At 50.5% G+C, this 23,763-nt stretch carries 19 protein-coding genes; 3 read left to right on the forward strand and 16 right to left on the reverse strand.

The features are described 5' to 3' along the window. Nucleotides 1-145 precede the first annotated feature (145 nt). Nucleotides 146-1,198 carry an oxidoreductase gene (locus tag AC506A_RS19650; RefSeq protein ID WP_495462698.1) on the forward strand — a complete coding sequence of 351 codons (1,053 nt, stop codon included), beginning with the start codon at nt 146-148 and terminating at the stop codon, nt 1,196-1,198. 70 nt (nt 1,199-1,268) lie between these two features. On the opposite strand, the gene AC506A_RS19655 is transcribed toward AC506A_RS19650, so the two are convergent. The 9 genes from AC506A_RS19655 to AC506A_RS19695 form a co-directional block, all read right to left on the reverse strand. Beyond that, on the reverse strand, nt 1,269-2,327 hold the full coding sequence (locus tag AC506A_RS19655; protein WP_495462699.1) for a DUF4037 domain-containing protein: 1,059 nt from the start codon (nt 2,325-2,327) through the stop codon (nt 1,269-1,271). Between the two features lie 18 nt (nt 2,328-2,345). Further along, nucleotides 2,346-2,696, reverse strand: a complete 351-nt coding sequence (locus AC506A_RS19660) for a VOC family protein (protein ID WP_495462700.1) — start codon at nt 2,694-2,696, stop codon at nt 2,346-2,348. A gap of 87 nt (nt 2,697-2,783) precedes the next feature. Then, on the reverse strand, nt 2,784-4,721 hold the full coding sequence (locus AC506A_RS19665) for a glycoside hydrolase 5 family protein (RefSeq protein ID WP_495462701.1): 1,938 nt from the start codon (nt 4,719-4,721) through the stop codon (nt 2,784-2,786). 154 nt (nt 4,722-4,875) lie between these two features. After that, nucleotides 4,876-5,856 carry an ABC transporter permease gene (locus AC506A_RS19670; RefSeq protein WP_495462702.1) on the reverse strand — a complete coding sequence of 327 codons (981 nt, stop codon included), beginning with the start codon at nt 5,854-5,856 and terminating at the stop codon, nt 4,876-4,878. Continuing rightward, nucleotides 5,849-6,790, reverse strand: a complete 942-nt coding sequence (locus AC506A_RS19675) for an ABC transporter ATP-binding protein (RefSeq protein WP_495462703.1) — start codon at nt 6,788-6,790, stop codon at nt 5,849-5,851. The genes AC506A_RS19670 and AC506A_RS19675 overlap by 8 nt, the downstream gene beginning before the upstream one ends. Continuing rightward, the gene (locus AC506A_RS19680; protein WP_495462704.1) at nt 6,787-7,593 is read right to left on the reverse strand and encodes a GDSL-type esterase/lipase family protein; all 807 of its coding nucleotides are present in this window, start codon (nt 7,591-7,593) and stop codon (nt 6,787-6,789) included. The genes AC506A_RS19675 and AC506A_RS19680 overlap by 4 nt, the downstream gene beginning before the upstream one ends. Nucleotides 7,594-7,826: 233 nt before the next feature. Continuing rightward, complete coding sequence (locus tag AC506A_RS19685; RefSeq protein WP_495462837.1) at nt 7,827-8,345, reverse strand: GNAT family N-acetyltransferase; 519 nt, start codon at nt 8,343-8,345, stop codon at nt 7,827-7,829. A 174-nt stretch (nt 8,346-8,519) separates the two neighbouring features. After that, nucleotides 8,520-9,050 (reverse strand): hypothetical protein, encoded by a 531-nt coding sequence (locus AC506A_RS19690; protein WP_495462705.1) that lies wholly within the window; start codon nt 9,048-9,050, stop codon nt 8,520-8,522. Next, nucleotides 9,047-10,441 carry a DUF4832 domain-containing protein gene (locus AC506A_RS19695; protein WP_495462706.1) on the reverse strand — a complete coding sequence of 465 codons (1,395 nt, stop codon included), beginning with the start codon at nt 10,439-10,441 and terminating at the stop codon, nt 9,047-9,049. Before AC506A_RS19695 ends, AC506A_RS19690 begins: the two co-directional genes overlap by 4 nt. A gap of 482 nt (nt 10,442-10,923) precedes the next feature. On the opposite strand from AC506A_RS19695, the gene AC506A_RS19700 reads away from it, so the two are divergent. Continuing rightward, a complete protein-coding gene (locus AC506A_RS19700) occupies nt 10,924-12,675 on the forward strand; it encodes an ABC transporter ATP-binding protein (RefSeq protein WP_495462838.1) in 1,752 nt (583 codons plus the stop codon). Nucleotides 12,676-12,734: 59 nt separating this feature from the next. Then, a complete protein-coding gene (locus tag AC506A_RS19705; RefSeq protein WP_495462707.1) occupies nt 12,735-14,762 on the forward strand; it encodes an ABC transporter ATP-binding protein in 2,028 nt (675 codons plus the stop codon). A gap of 738 nt (nt 14,763-15,500) precedes the next feature. Here AC506A_RS19705 and AC506A_RS19710 read toward each other — a convergent pair. From AC506A_RS19710 to AC506A_RS19740, 7 genes are all read right to left on the reverse strand, one after another. After that, entirely contained in the window at nt 15,501-16,391 is an 891-nt protein-coding gene (locus AC506A_RS19710; protein ID WP_495462708.1) for a metallophosphoesterase family protein, read from the reverse strand. Nucleotides 16,392-16,410: 19 nt separating this feature from the next. Continuing rightward, a complete protein-coding gene (locus tag AC506A_RS19715; RefSeq protein WP_495462709.1) occupies nt 16,411-17,868 on the reverse strand; it encodes a leucyl aminopeptidase family protein in 1,458 nt (485 codons plus the stop codon). A 29-nt stretch (nt 17,869-17,897) separates the two neighbouring features. Beyond that, the gene (locus tag AC506A_RS19720) at nt 17,898-18,851 is read right to left on the reverse strand and encodes a carbohydrate kinase family protein (RefSeq protein ID WP_495462710.1); all 954 of its coding nucleotides are present in this window, start codon (nt 18,849-18,851) and stop codon (nt 17,898-17,900) included. Nucleotides 18,852-18,898: 47 nt separating this feature from the next. Next, nucleotides 18,899-19,909, reverse strand: coding sequence for a LacI family DNA-binding transcriptional regulator (locus AC506A_RS19725; protein WP_495462711.1), 1,011 nt, complete (start codon nt 19,907-19,909; stop codon nt 18,899-18,901). 79 nt (nt 19,910-19,988) lie between these two features. Then, on the reverse strand, nt 19,989-20,882 hold the full coding sequence (locus tag AC506A_RS19730) for a CehA/McbA family metallohydrolase (protein WP_495462712.1): 894 nt from the start codon (nt 20,880-20,882) through the stop codon (nt 19,989-19,991). A 23-nt stretch (nt 20,883-20,905) separates the two neighbouring features. Then, nucleotides 20,906-21,814 carry a carbohydrate ABC transporter permease gene (locus AC506A_RS19735; protein ID WP_495462713.1) on the reverse strand — a complete coding sequence of 303 codons (909 nt, stop codon included), beginning with the start codon at nt 21,812-21,814 and terminating at the stop codon, nt 20,906-20,908. 122 nt (nt 21,815-21,936) lie between these two features. Continuing rightward, nucleotides 21,937-23,682, reverse strand: coding sequence for an extracellular solute-binding protein (locus tag AC506A_RS19740; RefSeq protein ID WP_495462714.1), 1,746 nt, complete (start codon nt 23,680-23,682; stop codon nt 21,937-21,939). Nucleotides 23,683-23,763 lie beyond the last annotated feature (81 nt).

Genomic DNA, 23,763 nt, shown 5'->3' on the forward strand with positions numbered 1-23,763 from the left:
CTTTAATTTTAAGGTGAAGTCTATAGAATAAATGGATTTTATAAGCAAATGCTTGATAAGGTCTTGAAACTGCCATGTGATCAATCGGGATTATTATATAGAATTCATACATAGAAAACAATGAAGCTAAGGGAGTGCAACATACATGGAGAATCAAGAATTATTGCAAGGTGCGGACATCGGTCCTTGGAAACTTCGGACACGGATCACGATGGCGCCGATGACGCGCGGATTCGCGAACGACCTCACGGGGACGGTCGGAGAGGATGTCATCACTTATTATCGGCGCCGAGCGCAGGACGGGGTCGGTCTCATTATTACGGAAGGCATTACACCGTCGCCGCGAGGAAAGGGTACCTTTGGCGTGCCTGGATTATATACGAAGGAGCAGGCAAACGCTTGGCGTGAAGTAACGGAGGCCGTACATGAGGAGGGCGGTACGATTATCGCGCAGCTATGGCATGTCGGCAGGCTAACCCATCCCGACTTGACCGGCGGTCTAGCGCCTCAAGCACCGTCAGCCGTGCAGGCGGAAGGGCTCGTGCATAAGCTTCGCAAGCCTTTCGCGATGCCGGAGGCCATGACGATCGACGAGATCCGGGAGCTTGTCCGCCAGTACGAGCAGGCAGCGAAGCACGCGATGGAAGCAGGGTTCGACGGCGTTGAAATCCATGGCGCGCATGGCTATATCATCGACCAGTTCGCATCGCCGGTTACGAATATCCGAAGTGACAGTTATGGCAATGATAGAGAGGGCCGCCTTCGGTTAATGAAAGAGGTACTCGCGGCCGTAGGAGAGGTTGTCGGTATGGATCGCGTAATCGTCCGTTTCTCCGAGCTGAAGGACGATCAATCCGGCTACCGGTGGCAGGAACCCGAAGCTGAACTAGATGCCTATCTCAACATTTTTCGTGAGGCAGGCTTAGGCGCGATCCATCCGTCGACGAATTCGTTCTCCTTGCCTGTGGCAGGCGGTTTAACGCTGCACGAGCTCGTCCGTAATCGTTGGAACGGCGCTTTAATCGGTGTAGGAGGTCTGACTCCGAGTTCTGCTGAAGATGCGATTAGAGCAGGCATCATCGACCTAGCTGCGTTTGGCAAACCGTTGCTGGCCAATCCCGATTTCGTGCAGCGGCTTCGGAGCGGCCAACCGTTGACCCCTTACGAGCCGGCACTTCATTTGAAACAACTGTTGTGACGGAAGGAAATGACTGATTCCATAAAAACGGCAGCCAAGGACGCTATTTCTCGTCCAAGGCTGCCGCTTTTTATTTGTTTAATTCACCGAACATGTAAAGCTGCTTTAAGATCGACCTCGCGCTATTCCCCGCTTCGTCCTTCCACGTATTCAGCATCCGGAAATCCGTATTGTCCGTGATGAGATCCAAATTACCGATCAACCGATTACGGGACAACCACCGTAGCTTGGCATCTTCAATCCGGTTCTCAAGGAGTCCGCCAATTTCTCCGCCGTTCATGATGAGGAAAGGACGTGTAAAGAAGCTGCTCACCTCATCCGTTACTGCACCTGTGATGCCAAGCTCGTTATGCATGAGAGCCAGATGCTTGTAAATGCGGTTCAGTCCTTGCTCCCGCTCTTTCCAAACTGTCGCCGTTTGAACCTTCCATAGGTCGCTCAGCATCTTTTCTGCGCATTGCAGCTTCTGAAAGGCTGTACCGAACCACTTGGGATAAGGGGCATACTGGCGTTCCATAAGGAAGCATAGATTCATCACATCTCGAACAAGCCTTGATGCTATAAGGGCCGATCCCAGTTCGTCACCGGCATAACCTGCTCGAAGCATCAGATGCTCTTCTTGACCAATACGCTGCCACACGGAAGCCATCAGAAAGAACCAAACATCATCCGGGTAGAACTCCAATTGTTCGCGAAGTGCGGCCAACTGCCCGTGATCATCATGGAACACTTCGCCCTTCGTCAGTTCAAGCAGCGATTGCGAAGAGAAGGTAAGCCAGTCAATCGGATCCAGCGGCTCACTAAAGTCACAAGACAGACATTGCCAAGTATAGTGCTCGATTGTCGTCACTACGGTCTTCTCCGCTTCAACCGGAAAACCGTAGAACGTCTCCGGCAATTTATCGACGATAAAGGTGCGAAGACGCTCAGTCAATTCCACGTCTGCATCGTGAAGAAAGATGATCGTTCGCGGACCCCAATCATGATCCTGCGACATCTCCGTATCGAAACCAAGAACTTCACTGCCGGGACCGATGAGGGCCGCCGAATAGTCTATGGATGAGAATGCAGCTAGCTGTGGTTGGACGATTTCCTCATAGAAACGTCGGCATAATTCAATCCCTTGCATCCGAAGCCCACCATTTCTTTATTTCTTCTGAATGAGACCAATTCCCAAACCGACTGGATCAACCAGATAAGCGAGATAGAAATCGTCGAATTCCATTTTATCACGAACAATGACTGCACCGTTATCTCTCGCTTTCGCAATGGATTCGTCAATTGCATCTACTTCAATCTGAATACGCGTACCGTGCGGGTGATCAGCCGGGCCCTTGCCAATACCGCCATCAATTCCCGGTTTCTCTGAGGCGCCGGTAGTAACGTTCCAATAATCCCATTGAGGTTCAGCTACCTGCCACCCAAAAACATTTGCATAAAATGCTGCTGCTTTCTCCGGCTCTTGGCTGCTTAGTTCGAATCCAATGACTCTTCCCATCTCAATCCCTCACTTTTTCTTGGAAATTATACCCACATTCACATAATAGCAAACATACGTTCGCTTGTGAAGAGTGAGAATAAATTATTAGTGAGGCGTCAGGAGAATGACTGCTCCATCATTGGCAGCGAGATTTACGGTCATGTGCTCACCTGCATCTTCTACCTGGCCGCGCCAGCAATCTGCGAGCTGCCACCCCTCTGCAACTCTCACTCGGATCGACTTTTCCTCAGGTGTGTGGTTCACGAAGACAGCGACGAGGTTGCCGTCATCAGCGGGATGCTCCGTCATGCCAACTAGCGGATCCTCCTTGCTTAGTACTCGGCTTCCCACAGCCTCTCGGGAAATCGTATGGTACACCTTCCAATAAGGGTTCTCTTCCGGCTTGCTGCATGTTTCCTTCCCTTGCGTCATGGCCAGCTCTATTGGCAGAGACATAAAGTAGACGATTCCTTTGCCATACGCTGCTCGCGTGAGTACCGGGTTGCCATCCTCCTCCGTCGCCAACACTTCCGCCCGATCGCTGCGGAAGGTCCAACGAAACGAAGAAGGAAGCGAAATCCGATCCTCTTTCGAACCTAGGATCTTCACTTGCGCTGCCTGTGCCCGCCGCTGCCGGTTCTGGACGGTTAGTCCGGTCACTTCTGAGAACTGGAGCATATAGCCGTCATCGACAGACACATACAGAATTGCCCCCTCTTGAACACGCCGAAGCAGCTGCTCCCATCTTCGCTTCGGCATTCCCCGAACGCCGGTTACGGAAGGCAGCAAATAAAGCTTAGCATCTGGCAGAGGCTGATCCTCGAATCGGAATGTCAAATCGAAACCGGCCTGCTTGGACAGCATGAAGCTTCCGTAAGCTACCGGCCAATGGTCTTGATCCGAATTCAAGATGCATACCGCTTCGATTCGCCTCAGAGGAAGATCCTTAATCGGAAAATCCGCGATATCCCGTTTCAATGCAGCCATTTCCGTCAGTACAGGTTTTACCCGACCATCCTCCGTTAACAGACCTAATTCACCCTCGCAGGCGACTTCGTCATAAGGCGCATGCATCAATTTCGTCTGATCGTTCGCGCACCACCACTGCAAGCCATGCAAGCCATGTGCCCACTGGGTCAGCATGCTCGTCCGAGCAAATGCGACTGCCACTTCATCCGAGCAAACCATAGGTCCCATCGTTCCCATCTCTTCCGCAAAACAAGGCTTGCCCCCGATACCCGCATAAAACAAGCTTTCGGCCGTTGCATGAAGAGTCGGTCGCATCGTGTCCATCGGGTCATAGTCCATATAAGGCGTCCAGTATGGATACGGGTGCGTCGTCAAAATATCGGTCAGTTCCCCTTGGTCCTGCATCGTCCAATTCCCCTTAGGGAACAGACAATGCATGCCGGAGATGAGCGGACGACTGGCATCGGCACGTTTGATGGCGCCTGACAACGAAGCCGTCCACACATAAGCCTGCTCCCGGCTTTCAACTTTCCCCATACTATTGCACTCATTGCCAAGGTCCCAAGCGATAATGGCAGCATCCGACTTCATTCGCGAGACAAAATAAGATACGAATTTGACCTGCCAGCGAATGGAATCCGCATCGGTTATTATCGACTTGCCGTGAAGCGCAGGCGGAACGAACAGCCTTCCACTCATCCAACCCGTAATCAGTCCGACAATCAGCTTGATGCCGTACTTTTCCGAAAGCGCCGCGAACGCTTCAAATCGCTGCATCATCACTTCGGATACGCCTGCTTGGCCTGCATCGGTATCAGGGAAATGTTCCTCGCCGAAACGATAGGAAGAATGGCCCCCAAACTCACGATAGGTGCTCGCAATCGGTTGAAAGTCAGGCCACAGCGGAAAAACGCGCAGCACTTCAATGCCTTCGCTTGCAAGCTTCTTCAAATCCGATTCGACGATGTCCGCTCTCCAGTCCGACCACATAGCCGTCCCCGCATGCGATGCCCAATAATTACATCCAATAAAAAAAGGACTATCCAATTGATTCAATAAACGATTCGCGCTCATTATGCAGCTCCATTTCGGGTTTTCTACTACCATAACGGATTTAAAGGGCTCAATTAATGGACGAATCAACGAAAAATGGACCGATTTCGATCATGCAAAACAAACCACTTCAATGAGAAGTGGTTTGTGGCCATGCGCTATTAGAGAGAAGCCGCTAATACACGTCCCGCCGTGTAAACGAAACGAAAGACACGATCAGAGCGCCGATGCCCCAGATGAGCAGCACGAGCATCGAGAAACCAAGCGACATGCCCGCTATAGGAGGGTCCGCGTCCTCCAAATAATCGATCAGCTCGAGGTTGACCATGAATAAATATTTGGCCGTTTCCCACGAGGCAACCATCGACCGTAAAATCGTACCTGCTATAAGACAAGCCAGCATGATTCCCATAACCGCCGCAGTCGTTCGAACAAGGACGGACAACATGAACGTAATCGTTGCCACAACCAATGAAACGAACCATGCGAGTCCCAGCTCCATTAAGATGAACTGCCACTGAGGCACGATGCGGACAGCGGAAGTATCCAGTTCACCACCGCCGGTCACCGCGAAGCCAGTCAGCACCGGAGCATCCCAGCCTTGGAAGCTAAACACCATCCCCGAGATGAGCGCCGACAGCAGTCCGAACAACGTAATAATGATCGAAACGGATAATACTAATGCTATATATTTGCTGAGTAGAATGCGCCATCGCCTCACCGACCGCGTGAGCAGCACCTTAATCGTGCCCGAGCTGTATTCGGATGAGACCAGGTCCGCCGCGACAATCATTATCATAAGCGGCAGCAACAGCGAAATACCGTTATCGACAACACCGCGAACGAAGGTCGGCGCGCCTGGCTCGGATGGGTTAACGTTCTGCTCCAAGTAGTATCGCTGCTGCTCAATGCGCAGCGCCAGCTCGCCTTCGTCACCGCGACCGCTGCCGCTTGCAAGCCGAGCCTCCCACCCGGAAATCCGCTGCTCCATCGCAGTGCGCCAGTCAACGTCTCCGAAGCGCTTGAGATTCTCCAACGCCTGCTGGTACTGGGCATAAGTGAACAGCGAGATCAGAATCGCAATGATGAGCGCTACGACGAGCAGCCTGCGTTTGCCGGTAAGCTTCACCAGTTCGTTGTAAATGAGGTTAACCAATGCTCTCGCCTCCCGTCAGCTCTAGGAATAGATCCTCAAGAGAAGGCAGTCTGCGGCTCATCTCTGTCACGTTCACGCCGGACGCAACAAGCGCTTGGTTCCAGTTTCCGATCTCTCGCTCGTTGTAAGGCGTTATCACAAGCTCTCCTTTTACTTCAGCTGAACCGGCTAATTTTCGGAGTATCTCTTCGCCTTTCGCCATCGGTGTCAGCCGCCAACTGATCCTTTCCTGCTGAGCCAGTAGGTTGTCTACCGTATCAATTCGGATGACACTCCCCTTCGAGATTATCGCAACCCGGTCGCACATCAGCTGAATCTCGCTCAATAGATGGCTGGACACGAGCACCGTGAGCCCTTCTTGTTCAGCCAGATAGCGAATGAACTCGCGCATCTCGCGAATGCCCGACGGATCCAGACCGTTAGTTGGCTCGTCAAGAATCAGCAGCTTCGGCCGGCCGAGCAGCGCTTGAGCGATCCCGAGCCGCTGCCGCATGCCGAGCGAATAGGTTTTTACTTTGTCATGAATACGCGCCGACAGGCCGACTAATTGGACTACCTCATCCAATCTCGCCTCATCGATACCTTGCATCATCCGAGCAAAATATTGCAAATTCCCCCATCCGCTCAAGAAGCTGTACAGCTCCGGGTTCTCCACAATACAGCCCATGTTTCCCGCTGCCTCCGGGAACTGCCGATGCAGGTCATAGCCGCATATCCGGATGGTTCCGGCTGTCGGTTTTATCAGACCGACGAGCATTCGGATCGTCGTCGTCTTGCCTGCACCATTCGGCCCGAGGAAACCGAAAACTTCGCCTCGCTTCAGGTCGAAGTCGAGCCCTTTAATGATCTCCCGCTTGCCGATCACCTTCCGGAGCCCTTGTACCGACAACGTAATCTCTTCTTGAGCTGCCGTTTCCGCCGCCTTGCCGGTCATTTGCGCTCCTCCTCCCATGTGATCAGCGAAGCGACCCTCTCTCCTATGAGTCGGTAACCTTTCGCGTTCGGATGAAATTGGTCCCGCGCCAGATAATCCTGAACCTTCAACTGGAACAAGTCCGAAGTTGGCACGAGCACCGTGTCTGAATACGTATCCGCTGTTTCCGCCGCTTTATAGTTCCAGTCCCGCACGATCTTAGTTGTAGTCTGCGTATCCTTCATCGCGATGAATGGATTGTAAAGACCGATCAGGAACAGCTTGGCGGCAGGATTGAGCGTTCGAACTTCTTTTAGAACACCGTCCAATTGAGATAAATAGTCTTCTTGTATCGTAAGGATGTTCGCCTGATCCAAGTTTCCAAGTGTTTCACCGCCCCTGAACAGATCGTTGCCGCCGATACTGATGACGATGACATCTGCCGCCTTCAACTCACTGCGCGTTGCTGACTTCGCAAGAGATGCAGCCAATTCAGGAGTTCGCATACCGTCCACACCGTAGTTTTTCACGAGAATCTCCTGATCCGTCGCCTTCTGCTTCAGCTCGTCCACCATATATCCAACATAACCTTTTCCATCCGGATCGCCAGTTCCGCGTGTCAGCGAGTCACCTAAAGCTACGACACGGAACTTTCCATCATCGGGAATAGGCGGCGGCGCTTCCTCTACGGTTGGAACCGGGGCAGGTGCTGTACCTGAAGTCCCTGTAAAATAATGCTGCAGCGTCCATCCCAGTCCGCCTAACCAAACCAATCCGGATAGCGCCGAAACAACCATAAGCCCTTGAATCCATTTCCTGCTCATTGCGTTCTCCTTCCAACTGAAGATGACAACTTCTTCCGATGTGATTAGGCATAGGATTCACTCTAACGAACCGTAGAGGCCTTATTCCAGCAAAATAAACGGATTTAAAATTCTAACGAACCCTGTAGGCGCTATTTCGTATCAAATTGCCCATTATCGCCCCATTGCCACACAATAATCCCCTCACGGTTCGTTAGAACAAATTAGTTTCAACAACGCTATCTCGAGGCGTTTTAACCCTCCATAGATTCCTTGATGAGCTTATAGTATATAAGACGATCTCGCAGTTCCTCTTCTCTCACAAACTGGCAAGCCTCCAGCAACCGCTGGCATCTCACATTCGCTTCCTCAACAGTGGCCTCCATGTAATCGAGCTTCATCACGTCAAATCCAAATCGGAGCATCGGTTGAAGCACTTCCTTCATATAGCCTTGACCCCAATAAGCTCTAGCTAAATCAAAGCCAATCTCTGCTCGAGATTGAACTCCCTCATCCCTTACCCAGCAATGGTAACCGCAGGTGCCGATCATCAAACCTGTATCCTTGCTGAACAATCCATATCTGCAACCGCTGTCCTCCATATGAAACTGAATTATTTCCTCAGCTTCTTCAATTGACTGACATGGCTCGATATCCATAAAAGCAGTGACTTCCGGGTCTGAGAAGTGTCTGAACACCTCTTCCGCATCGCCTAGCGTCAACTCTCTCAAATTCAATCTATCTGTCGTTATCGGTGGAAAGTGAATCAACATAAACACCTCGATTAATCTCCTCTATTACTTATATCTCTGAATGACATAGAGCGAGATAGAATTCGTTGAATTCCATCATATCACGAACGAGGACATCTCCGTTATCATGCTTTCTAATAGGGCTGAAGATCTGAGATGGGGAGTGCGACCGTGAATCATCCTGAATAATGCTACCTATCTCTTATATCTCCCAATAACGTGCTCGTCCCAGATTTGAACCTCAATATATCGTTCCGGTCCACACGCACCATCTGCGTTCCACTGCTGTGGGAACCCATATTCTTCAATGATAGGCGCTATCTCTTTTCTCGTATAGACCTGTTTTCTATAAGCTCTGTCGTCGTTATATCTCATCGTAGGGAACAAATCACCATAGGTGAAGCTGATCGAATCCGCCTCAAACTCATCTAATGGGATCTGGAGCGAGCATCCTTCTTCAAACCATTCCTTTATCCAGCTGCATTCGCCTAGTGTCATATAATGCGGATAAGGCTGCTGCGGCTTGCCGCCTTTGGCTATGAACATCGTCCTTGCTGTTGCTTCCAACTCTCTGCGAATCACCAAATAATCCGCTGAACGCCGGCTTGCAAAACCTTTGCCTTCTCGCACGAGCTGCCTCTGAAGCGCTTCCGCTTGTTCGATCGGCAGACTGGATAAGTTGCGAAATGGCCCTTGCCGCTTATCGAAGTAATGAAATAAACTCATTGCCACGGTGACACCACAATCTCGCCAAGCGGCGAAGGAGGCGGATCGAGCTCGGTTTGGACATGAACAGTTCCTGCCGCGTACCAGCCATCCGGTTGTCTTCCTTCGGATGCTAGACGAACCGCCGGCTCGCCGGTAAGCCTGTCGACAAGCGCGACTTCCAGTCGGTAATGACCTAAGGGCATATCCGGCGGAATGTCGAGTGATCGCTCACAGGTAATGTCGCCGGGCAGCCATTTCCGAATGTCGGCGTCTGTCAGATAAACCTTGCGACTGCGCTCATTTACAAGTCGCACCGCCAGAGAAAACTTTCGATAGATCGGCGCAACGCCAAGATTTTCCCACCAGGAGGTGAAATCGAGCCTGCCACCGGGCTTGACGACATCAGGATACGTCCACTTGCGCAGTGCGAAGCGGTAGCCCATCGACCGCAGCCAGCGATTCACCTGACTCTCCCATTCTCGTGGAATCGGGGATGATTTGGGATTGAAGGAGGACATATGCCATTTCAGCGATTGATCGATCACGTAGTCGATATCGACACCGCGGTGGAACCAGGAATACATAACCCCGCATGATTCGAAGGAAATATGGCCTTTCATCCAAGCATGCTGCATCCCGCATTGAATGATCTGCTGCGGATAACAATCCAGCATATGAGCCGCGCCAACCGTCATATCGCCAAGGCAATCCATTCGATAGCCCACATTCGCCTTCGTCAGGCCATATTGATTCGTATAGGGATCTGTTAACAGCATCACTAAAGGCGTGTCTAGGAACGTGTCCGTATACGAGTTTACTAGAGCCGCACGCGTTTGCTCGGACAGTAGGTGAGAGGATTCGCCTTCCCCCCATGCACTGACAATGGACAGATCCACCGTCTCCAAATCCGGATGACCATTATACCGTTCACCCATTAGTCGTATAAAACCGCCAAAATGTTTCACATACAGTGGATTCTCAGGGTCCACCTGCCACTTAGCATCCGGCAGCGGTCTGCTGCTATTGCCAACTTTGGCGCGAAACCATGCCGGCACGTCCTCTGTTTCCCCTACCCCATAAGGAGCAATACGCAGTTGAAGTGTCTGTTTACGTTCGCGCGCCACTGACAGCGCAGTGTCGATCAGATCCCAGCGATATTCGCCCTCTTCGGGCTCAAGGTACTTCCAATACACGCGATAATAGGCCAGCGATGTCATCGGATAATCTGCATTTTCCAAGCTCCCGCTATAGTTCTGATATTCAATCGGCTGTCCTTCTGTCCAATGCCTAGTCCCCGGATTAAGCTGATCTCCGTTAAAGCGCTGAAACGTTACAAATCCGATTCCCGGATTAACAAGCACGTCACGAATCACCCTCGGATACATTGCGATACGGCTTCCAATGGCCATGCGAACACCAACCTTCAGTTTAATAGAGGCATCGCTTCTAGAATAACATAATCTGTAAATTTAGTGTGTTGCTGGTTCTTAACAAGAAAATAATAAGCGCACGCGTTCAAAATCCCCCGTTGACAGCTCCGAGGGCACGATGATAAAGTACACACATATACTTTGAAGAACGGAAAGGAGGGTTACGGATATGTTGAACCGACATATGGCTGCATCATTTCTGCCTGCAGGCGGAGCTTACAATCAAAATGGACGTAACCCTCGCGCAAACCGGCGTTAAGAAGCGGAGAATGGCAGATTCTCGCTAAATGACGTTAGAAGGTGCATGGTTGCGGTGACGTAATCGTGCGCCTTTTTTATTTGCACTCGGTCCAGGTGGAAGCAGTTCTCAAACTGTCTCTGCCCAAACGAGTTCAGGCGTATCGCTTACGGCGGTATGCCTTTTTTTGTTCCTCAGAAGTTTAGAAAGGTTGTTGATCTACGTGTTTGCTGTACTTAAGAAGCTTAGCTGGTTTTTCAAAATGCACTGGAAACGCTACACGGTTGCAGGCGTTCTGCTGACAATCGTTGGCATTATGGAGGTTACGCCTCCGAAATTAATAGGTTATGCCGTCGACAGCATCGGGCAAGGTACGATGACGACGGGGAAGCTAACAGAACTTCTGCTGTTCTGGGCCGGTCTCACGGTCGCGATCTATCTCATCACTTGTGTATGGTGGTCCCTGCTGTTCGGGTCTTCCTTCATGCTGGAACGCACGCTCCGTTCCAAACTGATGCGGCATCTGCTCAAGATGACGCCTACGTTCTACGAGCGTAACCGTACCGGGGACTTGATGGCCCGGGCAACGAATGATCTCGGCGCCGTATCGACTACGGCAGGTTTTGGTATTCTGACGCTGATTGATTCCACCGTGTTCATGACGACGATTCTCTTCGTTATGGCCGTCATGATTAGCTGGAAGCTGACCCTTGCGGCGATGCTGCCGCTTCCGCTTCTGGCACTGGTGATGCAGCATTTCGGCAAAAAAATTCATGAGCGGTTCATGGTGCAGCAAGATGCCTTCGGTAACTTGAACGATCAGGTGCTGGAGTCCGTTTCAGGCGTTCGGGTCATTCGCGCTTTCGTTCAAGAAGAAGCAGACCGGAAACGGTTTAGCGATATGACGGATGAAGTGTTCAGTAAGAACATTGCGGTTGCGCGAATCGACGCTTTATTCGAGCCGGCACTCAAGATCCTAGTCGGAATCAGTTACTTAATCGGTCTCTGCTATGGCGGCGTGCTCGTCTTCCGCGGTGAAATATCGCTTGGGGAAATGGTATCGTTCAACATGTTCCTCGGGATGCTCATCTGGCCGATGTTTGCCATTGGGGAACTGATTAACATTATGCAGCGCGGTAATGCCTCGCTCGATCGTATCAATGAGACGCTCGGTATCAAACCAAACGTGAAGGATGCGCTGTCGCCGGTAGCAATGACGGTGCCGGAGTCGATTGAATATGATCAATTGACGTTCCGTTATCCCTCCTCGACGATCGACAATCTGGTCGATATTTCCTTTAAGCTGCGCAGAGGCGAGACGCTCGGGATCGTCGGCAGAACGGGAAGCGGTAAGACGACGCTTCTCAAGCAATTGCTTCGCGAATATCCGATGGGCCAAGGCAGCTTGAAAGCAGGCGACGTCTCCATTACGGAGATTGAGCTCGATCAAATCCGCAGCTGGATCGGTTATGTACCGCAGCAGCCGATCCTGTTCAGTAAGACCATTCGCGAGAACATCGCTTACGGCACCTCCGGCGTCACGATGGACGACGAGCTGCTTGGCAAAGCGCTGGAGCTGGCTGCTTTTCGCAAAGACGTCACTTTCTTACCGGATGGCCTCGAAACACTGGTCGGCGAGAAAGGCGTTGCGCTCTCAGGCGGACAGAAGCAGCGGGTCAGCATTGCGAGAGCCGTCATTGCCAATCCGGAAATTCTCATGCTGGATGATGCTCTATCGGCTGTAGATGCCAAGACAGAGACGGAAATCCTAGAAGGCATTCGAAGAGAACGCGCTGGCAAAACAACGCTCATTACGACGCACCGGCTGTCGGCCGTGCAGCACGCGGATTGGATACTTGTGCTGGATGAGGGCCGCATCACAGAAGAAGGTACACATGATCAGCTAATTCAGAACAATGGCTGGTATAAAGAGCAGTATGATCGGCAGCAGCTCGCTTCCCTCGTGGAAGAATAATCGACTGCCGGCGCGATTGTACGCATACTAGGATAAATGAAATGAAGGTGACAACTAACATGGGTAACAACGGAAAACGATTGTTTCAATATGCCTGGCATTATAAAAGGCCCATCCTGCTTGCACTACTGTTGCTGGCTCTGGCCATCTCCGTCGAGCTAGTGGGGCCATTCCTTGCCAAACGAATGATCGATACGAACATTATGGGTATCGAGAAACCGTGGTATGAAAGCAAGCAAGACGGGCGTTATGCCGTCCCTTATAAGGACAGCTGGTACAAGAGAGCTGACCACTGGGCGGAAGGCGAAGTGAAAGGCCGCGAGGTGCATGTGCTACAGTCCGGTCTTACGTATTATTTTGTAGATGCAGCCGATGTTCCGCACACTGGAGTGCACTCATTTAAGGACGGTCAGCTGACCGTCACGGCGAAGGATGGCAGCACGCTGCAATTCCCTTCGGTGCAGATGAGCAGAAATGAAACCTATGGCTTCTACAAGCCGGAAATAAAGAGTATGATCACGCTTGCGGGGGGTTATGTCGGCTTGCTGCTGGTCGGGGCGCTGCTAGCTTACGGACAGAAGTATTTGCTCCAAGTATCCGCAAACCGGATTGTGCGCAAGATGCGTAACGATGTGTTCCGGCATATTCAGGAGCTGCCGGTTCAGTATTTTGACAATCTACCGGCAGGTAAGGTCGTCGCACGGGTAACGAATGACACGGAAGCGATTCGCGAGCTGTATGTATCGGTACTGGCGAACTTCTTCTCCGGCATTATTTATATGACCGCGATTATGGGAGCGCTGTTCGTGCTCGATGCGAAGCTCGCACTGATCGCGCTGCCTTTGCTGCCAATTCTCTACGTGTGGATTGTCATCTATCGCAAGTATGCATCCAGCTACAATCATGTCATTCGCTCGCGCTTGAGCGATATTAACGGCATGATCAACGAGTCCATTCAAGGGATGCCGATTATCCAGGTGTTCCGCCGGGAGAAACAAACGATGGCGGAGTTCCATGAAATGAACGACGAATATTTTAAATACCAGAACAAGCTGCTTTATTTGAACTCGTTTACGAGCCACAATTTGCTTACGATCTTCCGTAATATCATTTTCATCTCCGTGGTATGGATGTTTGCAGGCGGCTGGTTGGGAGCAGCGGTATCGGTCGGCGTCCTCTACGCGTTCATCGATTATATGAACCGGATGATGACCCCGATCGTCGGTATGGTCAATCAATTGTCCAACCTGGAGGTTGCGCGCGTATCGGCTGAGCGGGTATTCTCCCTTCTCGATGAGCCCGGCATTCCCGTGTCGGAGCAGCGTTTGGAGCGCTATAAGGGCCATGTTGCATTCAATAACGTTTCGTTCGGCTACAAAGAAGGCGAAGACGTGCTGAAGAACATCAACTTCTCGGCCAAACAAGGTGAAACCGTTGCGCTTGTTGGTCATACAGGATCGGGCAAGAGCTCGATTCTGAACCTGCTCTTCCGCTTCTATGATATTGACCGCGGCACAATCACGGTGGACGGTACCGATGTGCGCGAGATGGCGAAACAGCAGCTTCGTCAGCATATGGGCATCGTACTGCAGGAGCCTTTCCTCTTCACCGGTACAATCGCCTCGAACGTCAGCTTGGACGATTCGACGATTACGCGTGAGAAAGTGGAACAATCGCTTCGCGATGTTGGCGCGTATGACATGTTCATGCAGCTGCCAGGCGGACTCGATGAGCCGGTGATTGAGAAAGGCAGCACGCTCTCAGCGGGCCAGCGCCAACTCATCTCCTTCGCAAGAGCGCTGGCATTCGATCCGGCGATCCTTATTCTCGATGAAGCAACGGCGAGCATCGACACCGAAACGGAAGCGATTATTCAGCAGGCGCTAGACGTACTCAAACGGGGACGTACAACCTTCGTCATCGCTCACCGTCTGTCGACGATCCGTGCTGCGGACCAGATCCTCGTGCTCGATCGCGGCCGCATCGTGGAACGCGGCAACCACGACGAGCTGATGGAGCATGGCGGCAAATATTATGCCATGTACCAGCTGCAGCAAGGTGCAGCCGTCAGCGAGATCGTAGCCTAACAAGGTGAAACAGCTATCGCCGTCCACTTGGTGGCGCAGCGCGTTTCATTCCGGTGAAATATAAGAATGGGGCTGTCCCAAAATGATGGATTCTTCAATAAGATATTAAAGCCTTATATGTCCTTGAAACCGATAAAATGGCGTCACAGCTCTCATAGCTGTGACGCCATTTCTCGTTTGCGGTCAACCGCTGCTTTCGGTATTGATGATGACGGATCTTATTGCCACTCTCGGTCTGTTCTTTACTTTCTCGTCGGAAGCTCAGTCGCTTACCCGCCGGACAAACCCAACTGTCCTCCTCAGCAAGGTACGCCCAGTTGACAATTTTACTGTTGTCCATTATCCAAATATTGCACAGAAAGCATAATAGTAGTCATGCCAAATCAAGAAGCTCAGCAAATGTTGCTCAAAAGTCAATATCTGCTGAGCTTACGATCATCTCAGGGCCGTTTCGAGCTAAAATGTTGCACTTTGCGCAGAATTTCCGACTTTCCAGCCACAAAATTCAGCGAATGTTGCATTATAAACAACAATCACGGTAATGAACAACCCTGGGGCGCTACCAGCATTTAACAAGGAATGGCCCTATACATTCAGGGGAATCCAGGAACAACAGCGATAGGAAGAACATTCGACTGCGCAGTGAATGCGGTAAAACCAATTACTTTTAAGAGAAAAGAGGCCATCCCTTCGTCATCATCGATGACTTTTGGGACAGCCCCTTTTCATGTTGCGCCGCTATTGATTGTTCAATCGGACGGAAGTTTCGAACTCGTGCGAACCTTCTATTAATGTAATAACTCGCGCGCCGCGTTCAAGCTTGCCATAGGTGTTGTACCCCGTGACGCGTCCGTAACATAACTGAATGCCATATAATTGACCGACATAATCGTTATCGTGATCATGTCCGGCGAAGGTTCCCATCACATCGCCCATCTCCAGCATAGCCGTGAATAAGCCGCTGTTCAGTTTCGGGCAGCAGACTCCCTCGCCCTTGATTCCTTGTATCGTGCCATGATGGCATACTTGCTCATATTCCGGAATCGGAATATGGAAGAATGCGAGCGCTGGCAGTATGCGATTGTCGTTCTTCGCCTTCAGCTCCATCGATTCATGCCGATACCACTCCACTTGATCCGGCTGAATCCATGCGTAACCGCCAATGGTTTCCGGTGCGTAGTCGCCTGAATCGAAGAAATACAGGACGGCCGCATCCGCTTCGTCGTTAGCAGAACCTCCGACGGTAAGCACATAATTGCCAATGCCATGAATGTCCTCAGGTCCATCGACGGACAGGTTATTGTCGTACTCCTGCAGGATCTGGTTCAATCGCTGACGCGTAATCCCTTTCTCCGAATCATGATTGCCATAAATGACGGCAAACGGAACGCCGGAATTCACGATACCGGAAATGGCACGGCGGAACGCTCCTTCTTGATCGTCGACATCATAGCTTGCAATCACATCACCGGTAATGACGATTAAATCCGGCTTCTGATCCGTAATCATTTGCTCTACAAGCGCAAGCGTTCGGGCATCCTTCTCGCCCCCATCTTGAATATGCATATCGGTAAATTGCAGGATTGAAAATGTACCGTTTGATCGGAAGCGAAGTCGATTTCGTGCCATGGAAGATCTCCTCTCTGGGCTATAAAGTCATTACGTATGCTGCCAATAAACGAGCTCCCCAGCCTGTCGCACCAACAGCGAGCTGACCTTTGGCTGAAGAGCAGTCCTTCGGTCCGTTCATATCAATATGAGCCCACGTGAGCGTCGGATGCACAAATTTCCGCAAAAATAACGCCGCCATAATGGCTCCTCCGCCATTCCCGCTGCTAATATTAGACGTGTCCGCATAGTCACTGGACAAGTAGCCTTCATACTCGTCAATAATCGGCAACTGCCAGATGTTCTCGTCAAAGGGCTCACCTGCAGTCTTCAACGCTTGTACAAGCTCGTTTTCTCCAAAAGCACCTGCGACCGCAGTACCAAGCGCGCCAACGACCGAATACGTCAGCGTCGCCATATCGATGACCTTCTCCACGCCGAGCTGATGTGCATAAACCAAGGCATCCGCCAGAATAAGTCTGCCTTCCGAATCGGTATTGCCGACTTGCACGGTGATCCCATTCGCATACCGAATGACTTCGCCTGGCAGCATCGAACGATCGGATGGACTGTTCTCCGCCGATGGTACAAGCACAACAAGATTGGCAGCATGCTCCGCGCGCACGATCATATCGAGAGCACCGAGCACACCAGCTGCCCCTGCCATATCCATGCGCATGTCGCTGATGTCATTGTCTCGTTTCAGGCTGATGCCGCCGGTATCGAATGTAATGCCTTTACCGATTAAAGCAACAAGCGGCTTCGTCTCGTCAGTGCAATAGCGAAGCTCGATAAACACAGGCGGATGAATGCTTCCTTTCCCCACTGCCGCTAATCCGGCAAATCCGCGGCGCTCGAGCTCATCGCCTTCATAAACCGAAACCGTCGCCTTGGTGCCGGCAAACCGCTCTACCGTTCGATCTGCCAGATTGCGGGGACGCAGGTAGTTTGGAGGCTCGTTCGTCAAATCCCGCGCCCACATCGTACTCTCCGCCCTGAGCTGTCCCAGACGAATCGCTTCCGTCCGCTCCGCCGATAAGTCGCCTAACAGATGTACCTTGATATCCGCATGTTGCTCAGCCCGCTTCAATTTATACTTATCGAATACATAAGTACCCAGCAGCGAACCCTCTACCCAAGCCTCCATATAGGCAGACAGGCTGTCTTCGGAGGAGATACCGGCACGATCCAGCGCATCAAAGGAAACAGCCGCGCAATCCCGCTTTTCTTTCATTAACGCGCGTCCCGCATTCCCTGCAGCCTCGCGTAAGAAAGCCAGCTTAAACTTGTCCACATCGCCCAGACCAACTAACAAGAGATCAGCCTGACCGTGGTTACCGCCATAAAACCATGTTATCGCGTGTCTGGCACTCATATACGGCAATAGGGAAGCCGTTCGCAGCACTTCCCGGCTTTGAGCTAACTCCGCCAAGCTCTCCGAAAATACAGGTACAATCACGGTCTGAGCGCCAGTTTCATTGCTAATTTCGAACTTCAATGCTTGTAACCTCCATTCGCTTGGACGAATTATGCGCTCTCCCAAATGTCCGTTGTACAGTTGGCCTTCTCGAATAGAAATCGTTCCATTGCGGTTCGATCCGGCGTTCCCGTGCTCCCGCCGGATTGCGTCACCGACAAGGCTCCGCATGCGTTGCCGTACAATAAACATTGCTCCGGCTGCTTCCCGCTAAGAAACCCGTAGATGTAACCGGCGTTAAAGGAATCCCCGGCACCTGTCGTATCGACTACGGGTACATGGAAGCCGGAACGAAACTGAGCATGTCCGTTAACAGACGTAACCGCGCCGGCCGAACCAAGCTTGACTACGAAATGATTGCTGTAAGCAGACAACTTAGCAATGATATCCTTGACGCTTGAGCAGCCGGTGTAATGCTGGGCCTCGACCTCGTTCATGAAGAAAACATTCACTTCGCTCATCAGTTCATAAATGCCCGTGAACCATTCCCCGGTATCGTCCCAACCTACATCGATTGAGGTCGTCACGCCTTGCGCCTTAATGCTTCGAACCACTTTCATATATTCCGCATGATTCTCTCTTCCTCTATAACCGGTCAAATGCACATGTTTTGCCAAGGCAACGCTTTCAATATCGAGCAGCCCCATGTTCAGCTCCGCATTTGATCCCATATAAGTAATGAAGGAACGATCCTTCTCCGGATTGATGGCTATGGAAATACCGGTGTTGCTGCTGCTGCTGCGTATGTAACTGGTATCTATTCCATGCTGGGTCAAATGATCCCGTACAAATTGACCGAAACCATCCTCGCCGAGTATGCCGTTAAAGGCAATCTGCAAGCCAAGCTTCGCCAAAGCCATGCTGAACAATGCGGCACCGCCGCCTACATGAATCGTCATGTTTTGAACAAGCACCTCTTGCCCAGGCTTCGGCAGCTCGTCGCAGCCGGCAACGACCAAATCGATGTTCGCGTCCCCAATTACAATTGCGTCGTATTTCTTCAAGGTTGCTTCATCTCCGCCCTAATCCTGATATGGTTGCCTCTGCTCATCTATTTCTTTCGCGATATACAGCTCTCACGCGCCACCAGTCGATGTTCGAGAACGAGATCACCGCTAGGTACCTCACCGGTCTCCACTTGGTTAAGCAGGATCCGCATCGTTTCTTTGCCCATTTCATGGATTGGTTGTTCCATTGAGGTTAACGTTGGCCTAGTAAGCTCGGTTAACTGGCTGCCATCAAAGCCGATGACAGAGATATCCTCGGGTACGCGAAGATGATGGTCACGGATACAGTTCATCGCTCCGACAGCCATATCGTCACTCACCGCAAATACCGCCGTAGGCCGCTGGCTCACGCGCAGCAGCTCTTTCATCTGCGCATAGCCGCTCTTCACTTTGTAATCACCGAAACGGATATGCTCGTGAATGATACGAATTCCTTTGTTCGTCAGTGCATTCCGATAACCGCTGTACCGGTTCTGCCCTGACGTGATATCTCGCATGTCGCCGCCGATAAAACCGATTTCCTCATGCCCAAGCTCGATCAAATAAGTCGTTGCATCAAAGGCTGCCTTGTAATCGTCGACAATGACAGATACGAATTGTTGATCCATCGGTTTAACACTGGAGAAAATAACCGGAATCTTCATCTTATGAATGAGATTGCGAATGTCCTCATTGATCTTCTCATGCATAATAATGATGCCTTCAACCCGCATCTCTTGGAAGACGTTCAAATATTTATATTCCTTATCAATATCCTCGCTGATGTTGCACACCAGCAAATTGTAGTCGTTTGCGCTTGCTGCTTCTTCGATGCTGCTCAGAATAGTCGCATAGAAGCTGGAGGTAATATCAGGTACGATTACACCGATCAGGTTCGTTTTGTTACGCACCAAACTACGGGCAATATGGCTAGGGGCATATCCCAATTCCTCGATAGCAAGATTCACTTTGTGCTTGAGATCGTCTTTGACATATTTCTCGCCGTTCAACACACGGGAAACGGTCGTTACCGAAACGCCCGCCAGGCGCGCCACGTCTTTAATTTTTGGCTGCACATTACTCACCCTCTTACTATAGATTCAATTTGAAAACAGTTCGCCGTTCAAGAAACAAATTCCTTTTCGTTTCTGAGCATTATTTACTAGTTTCGACAAATAAAGGCTGGGAGAATGCGCCATAACCGCCTTCCAAATAGGCCGCAATGCGTACATACCCTTCATCGCCTTTACATTCGTACTTGGCATGGCTGATTCTTCCGGTCGTTTCCTGCAGCACTCGTCCGTCTTTACCGAAGAACGTGACGTACTTATACATTTTATCCAGCAGCTCGTTCGAACGGAGATCGATCTCAATCGTATGGCCTTCCGTGCGAATAGCATCGAATCCATATCCCGTAGATACGTAGAAATTGCCGTTCTTGATCGCTTGCGTAATCGCTTCATTCGTATTTTCTTCTGCCTGAACCATATTCCAAGCTCGCTTCTCTTGCCCGTATACATGCGAATCATCGTTACCAAAGCCCCACACCTTGCGTCCGCTGGACAATAAGGCATCCCATTTATCAAATGCGATATCGTATTCCGGATTGCCATCGCCGTTGTACACTTCAATGCCGATATAGCGCTCGAGCTTCATCATATCTTCCAAGGTCCAATAATTGGAGAAAAAACGGTTCGGATGGACAAGAACGGCAAACCCGCCGTTATCGACCGCCATATCGGTCAACCGCTGATAATTCTCGATCGTGAATTCGTTGCTGTACTGATCAAGCATCGAAAGCGGAGGATTAACGAGCAGCATATGCGTCTGGCGGCTGCTCACTTCAATGGCATCAAACACAGTGGGGATACTGCGCGCACCTTCGTGCTTCGTAATTTTGTCATGATCGGAAATGCCAAGAAAATCGTAGCCGCCATACATCTTATAGACCGTTTCCAGCGGGAACCAGCCATCGCTGTTCGTCGTATGGTTGTGAAAGCTGCCTCTCCACCACTTGCCCGTTTGCGTGTAGCTATTCAAGATCTTCATTTGCGATTTCTCCCTCTCTCCCGCTATTCTTTCATTGAACCGATCATAATGCCTTTGGCAAAATAACGCTGCACGAAAGGATAGATGATTATAATCGGAGCCACGACTACGATAATTGTCGCCATCTTCAGTGAATTGCCCGTAATTTGAATTTTGTCGAGCAGCTCGTATTTGGTCGTTCCCGCGGCCTGATTCAGCGTATCGCGCATCGCTTCGGCGCTTGTCAGCATTTCCTGAAGTAATGTCGATAAGGGGCGCAGGCTGGCTTTGCGAACGAAGAATGCACCGGTAAACCAATCATTCCAATGCCCTACGGCGTTGAACAAACCAATAACGGCAATAACAGGCCGGCTGAGCGGCATAATAATGCGCATAAAGATTGCAAAGTCGTTGTATCCGTCAATTCGCGCCGATTCCTCTAAGCTCGGGTGAATTTGCTGGAAGAAGGTTCGAATAATGATCAAATTCCATGCGCTGTATAAGCTTGGAATGACATAAACCCAGATGTTGTTCGTTAAATGAATCGATTTGAGCAGCATGTAGTAAGGGATGATGCCTCCGCCAAACAGCATCGTAAAGAAAATGAGCATCATGAAAAACTTCCCGCCGGGCAGTGTTTTGCTCTTTAACGCATAGGCGGCCATAGCCGTCATAAACACGCTGGAGACGGTGCCGACCACGGTACGGAAGATCGAAATTCCGAAAGCGGAAGCGATATTGGAGGCTTCAAATACTTTCAGGAAGTTCTCGAAGGACCAGATGCGAGGCCAGAAGAAAATACCGCCTCTTTCCGCGTCTTTGCCCGGGTTAAATGCTAGCGCAAATATGTTCAGGAAAGGAAGAATGATAGACAAACACAAGAGGACAATCAGAATATAATTGATGACTCGGAACACTCGTTCACCTAGGCTGATCTTATAAAATTCGTTCACTGTCTTCCCTCCTTCTACACCTCGAAGAAACCGCACTCCGAAACGATAATAGAAAGGCGGTTTTATCCGGGCTGCGGATAAAACCGCCTAACCATCTGGTCATCATTTGCTGCTGGCAAATGCTATAGCTTTACCTTTGTTTTTGGATCCGCATTCTTCTCAGCAAGAAGCTTCAAGTAGTCGTCCAAGCCGGAAGCTTCCATTTGCTTCAGGGCATTGTCCAGAATCTTCTTCGCTTCATCATGACTTTTGCTGTAATACGCTTGGATTAAGCTGTCGTTGTAGTTATCGAGAGCGGTTTTCAATTCCGTGCCATTACTGAACTCCCCGATGAACGAATTCGGCTGGTACGCATCCGATACAACGCCGTTCTTCACCTTCTCATCGAAGTTCCAGTACGTTGCGATTTGCTCTACAGCCGGGAACAGGCCTGAGCTTGCGTTATCGCCATAGTTGGCTTCGCCGAAATCCACCAGATTATCATTGTCCGTGCTGCCGAGGATATCTCCCCAGTTGTTGCCTACGCCGCCAAAGCCAAGCTTTTTCGCTTCGTTCGGATCTTTCGCTTTCAAATCTACGACTTCTTGTTTCACGAGCGGGTTGCCTTTGTCGTCCAGTGTGTAGTCACGGCCTTCAATTCCGTATTTCCACAGCAGCTTGCCTTCGCGGCTAGCAAGGAAATCAGCGAATTTTACAACGTCTTCAGGCTTCTCGGTCGTAGTCGGAATCGCCCAAGCGGAGTAACCGGACTTATAGGAAATTTGCATTTGATAAGGACCGTCTACTTGGTTAATTGGACCAAGCGGAACATAATGCATATCTTGGTTATATTCTTGGTAGCTGTGCGTATCGGCGATAATCGCCCATGAACCGTTTAATGCGCCTTCCGTTGCACGGCTCTCGTCAATCGTGAAGAACTCCGGATGAATTAATTTCTCTTTGATCAGCTTCTGAACATAATCTACTTTCTTCAGAGCAAATTCGGTTTGCGCTTCGTGCAAAATTTTACCGTCTTTCGTTTGCTTGATACGCTGGTCATCTGCGCCCCATTCCAGATCGTTAAACAAGGCTCCGACTTCTTTACCGCCCCAGTAGGATGGGCCGATTGGCGTAACCGGACCGCCATTCTTATCTTTAAAGTCACCTGCTTTGATCTTCTTGGCCAAATCATAGAGCTGATCTGTCGATGTGATTGTACGTGGATCAATTCCAAGCGCATCTACGATGTCTTTACGGATGTATGGACCTCCAACGCCTTTCCACGAAACTTGACCGCCTTCGCGTTGAATGTTCATGTGCGTGAAATATGTAGAACCGTTAAACTCCGGACGGAACATAACACCGAATTGCGTATCCATGGGCAGGTAATCATCCTGCAAATACTTGCTGTACACCTTCGAATCCTTGAAGAAAGGAGTCAGATCGGTGAACATGCCTTCGCGAGCTGCTTTGAGAACGACAGGCATTTCCGGACGACCGCTGTTATTGAGGTAGAAAGCAACGAAATCCGGCAGATCGTTCGCCGCAAGCCCCGCAATCAATCCGTCAATGGAGTGCTCGGCTTTCATGATTTCGATTTCGAAATCAATACCGGTTTTCTCTTTAATTTGCGCTTTGATTTCAGGGTTCATATCTTCGGTATAATCGTCGGTTCCCATGAATACGAGGCCTTTAATCGTACGGTCCGCAATCCAGGTCGCCGGCTTTCCTTCAGGTGCATTTGTAGCAGTGGCATTGCTGTCTGAAGCGGTATTGCTGTTTGCAGCAGGTTCATTGCTAGTGTTGTTGCCGTTATTGTTGGAACAACCTGCGAGTAGCATGGAAACCATAACAGGAATCGCTAAAAACTTCGTCCATTTTCTGCTCATGCGTTTTTCCCCTTTAATTCAATTTTTTTATGAATACGTCGGTTGACGGTTTCACCATCAGAGCGTAACGCTTGCCATGGT

This window comes from Paenibacillus sp. N22P23 (assembly GCF_059383735.1).

Excerpts from the sequence above, each read along its gene's own strand:
- AC506A_RS19650 (WP_495462698.1), top strand. The coding sequence starts at position 146 with ATGGAGAATCAAGAATTATTGCAAGGTGCGGACATCGGTCCTTGGAAA.
- AC506A_RS19655 (WP_495462699.1), bottom strand. The coding sequence starts at position 2,327 with ATGCAAGGGATTGAATTATGCCGACGTTTCTATGAGGAAATCGTCCAA.
- AC506A_RS19660 (WP_495462700.1), bottom strand. The coding sequence starts at position 2,696 with ATGGGAAGAGTCATTGGATTCGAACTAAGCAGCCAAGAGCCGGAGAAA.
- AC506A_RS19665 (WP_495462701.1), bottom strand. The coding sequence starts at position 4,721 with ATGAGCGCGAATCGTTTATTGAATCAATTGGATAGTCCTTTTTTTATT.
- AC506A_RS19675 (WP_495462703.1), bottom strand. The coding sequence starts at position 6,790 with ATGACCGGCAAGGCGGCGGAAACGGCAGCTCAAGAAGAGATTACGTTG.
- AC506A_RS19680 (WP_495462704.1), bottom strand. The coding sequence starts at position 7,593 with ATGAGCAGGAAATGGATTCAAGGGCTTATGGTTGTTTCGGCGCTATCC.
- AC506A_RS19685 (WP_495462837.1), bottom strand. The coding sequence starts at position 8,345 with ATGTTGATTCACTTTCCACCGATAACGACAGATAGATTGAATTTGAGA.
- AC506A_RS19690 (WP_495462705.1), bottom strand. The coding sequence starts at position 9,050 with ATGAGTTTATTTCATTACTTCGATAAGCGGCAAGGGCCATTTCGCAAC.
- AC506A_RS19695 (WP_495462706.1), bottom strand. The coding sequence starts at position 10,441 with ATGGCCATTGGAAGCCGTATCGCAATGTATCCGAGGGTGATTCGTGAC.
- AC506A_RS19705 (WP_495462707.1), top strand. The coding sequence starts at position 12,735 with ATGGGTAACAACGGAAAACGATTGTTTCAATATGCCTGGCATTATAAA.
- AC506A_RS19710 (WP_495462708.1), bottom strand. The coding sequence starts at position 16,391 with ATGGCACGAAATCGACTTCGCTTCCGATCAAACGGTACATTTTCAATC.
- AC506A_RS19730 (WP_495462712.1), bottom strand. The coding sequence starts at position 20,882 with ATGAAGATCTTGAATAGCTACACGCAAACGGGCAAGTGGTGGAGAGGC.
- AC506A_RS19740 (WP_495462714.1), bottom strand. The coding sequence starts at position 23,682 with ATGAGCAGAAAATGGACGAAGTTTTTAGCGATTCCTGTTATGGTTTCC.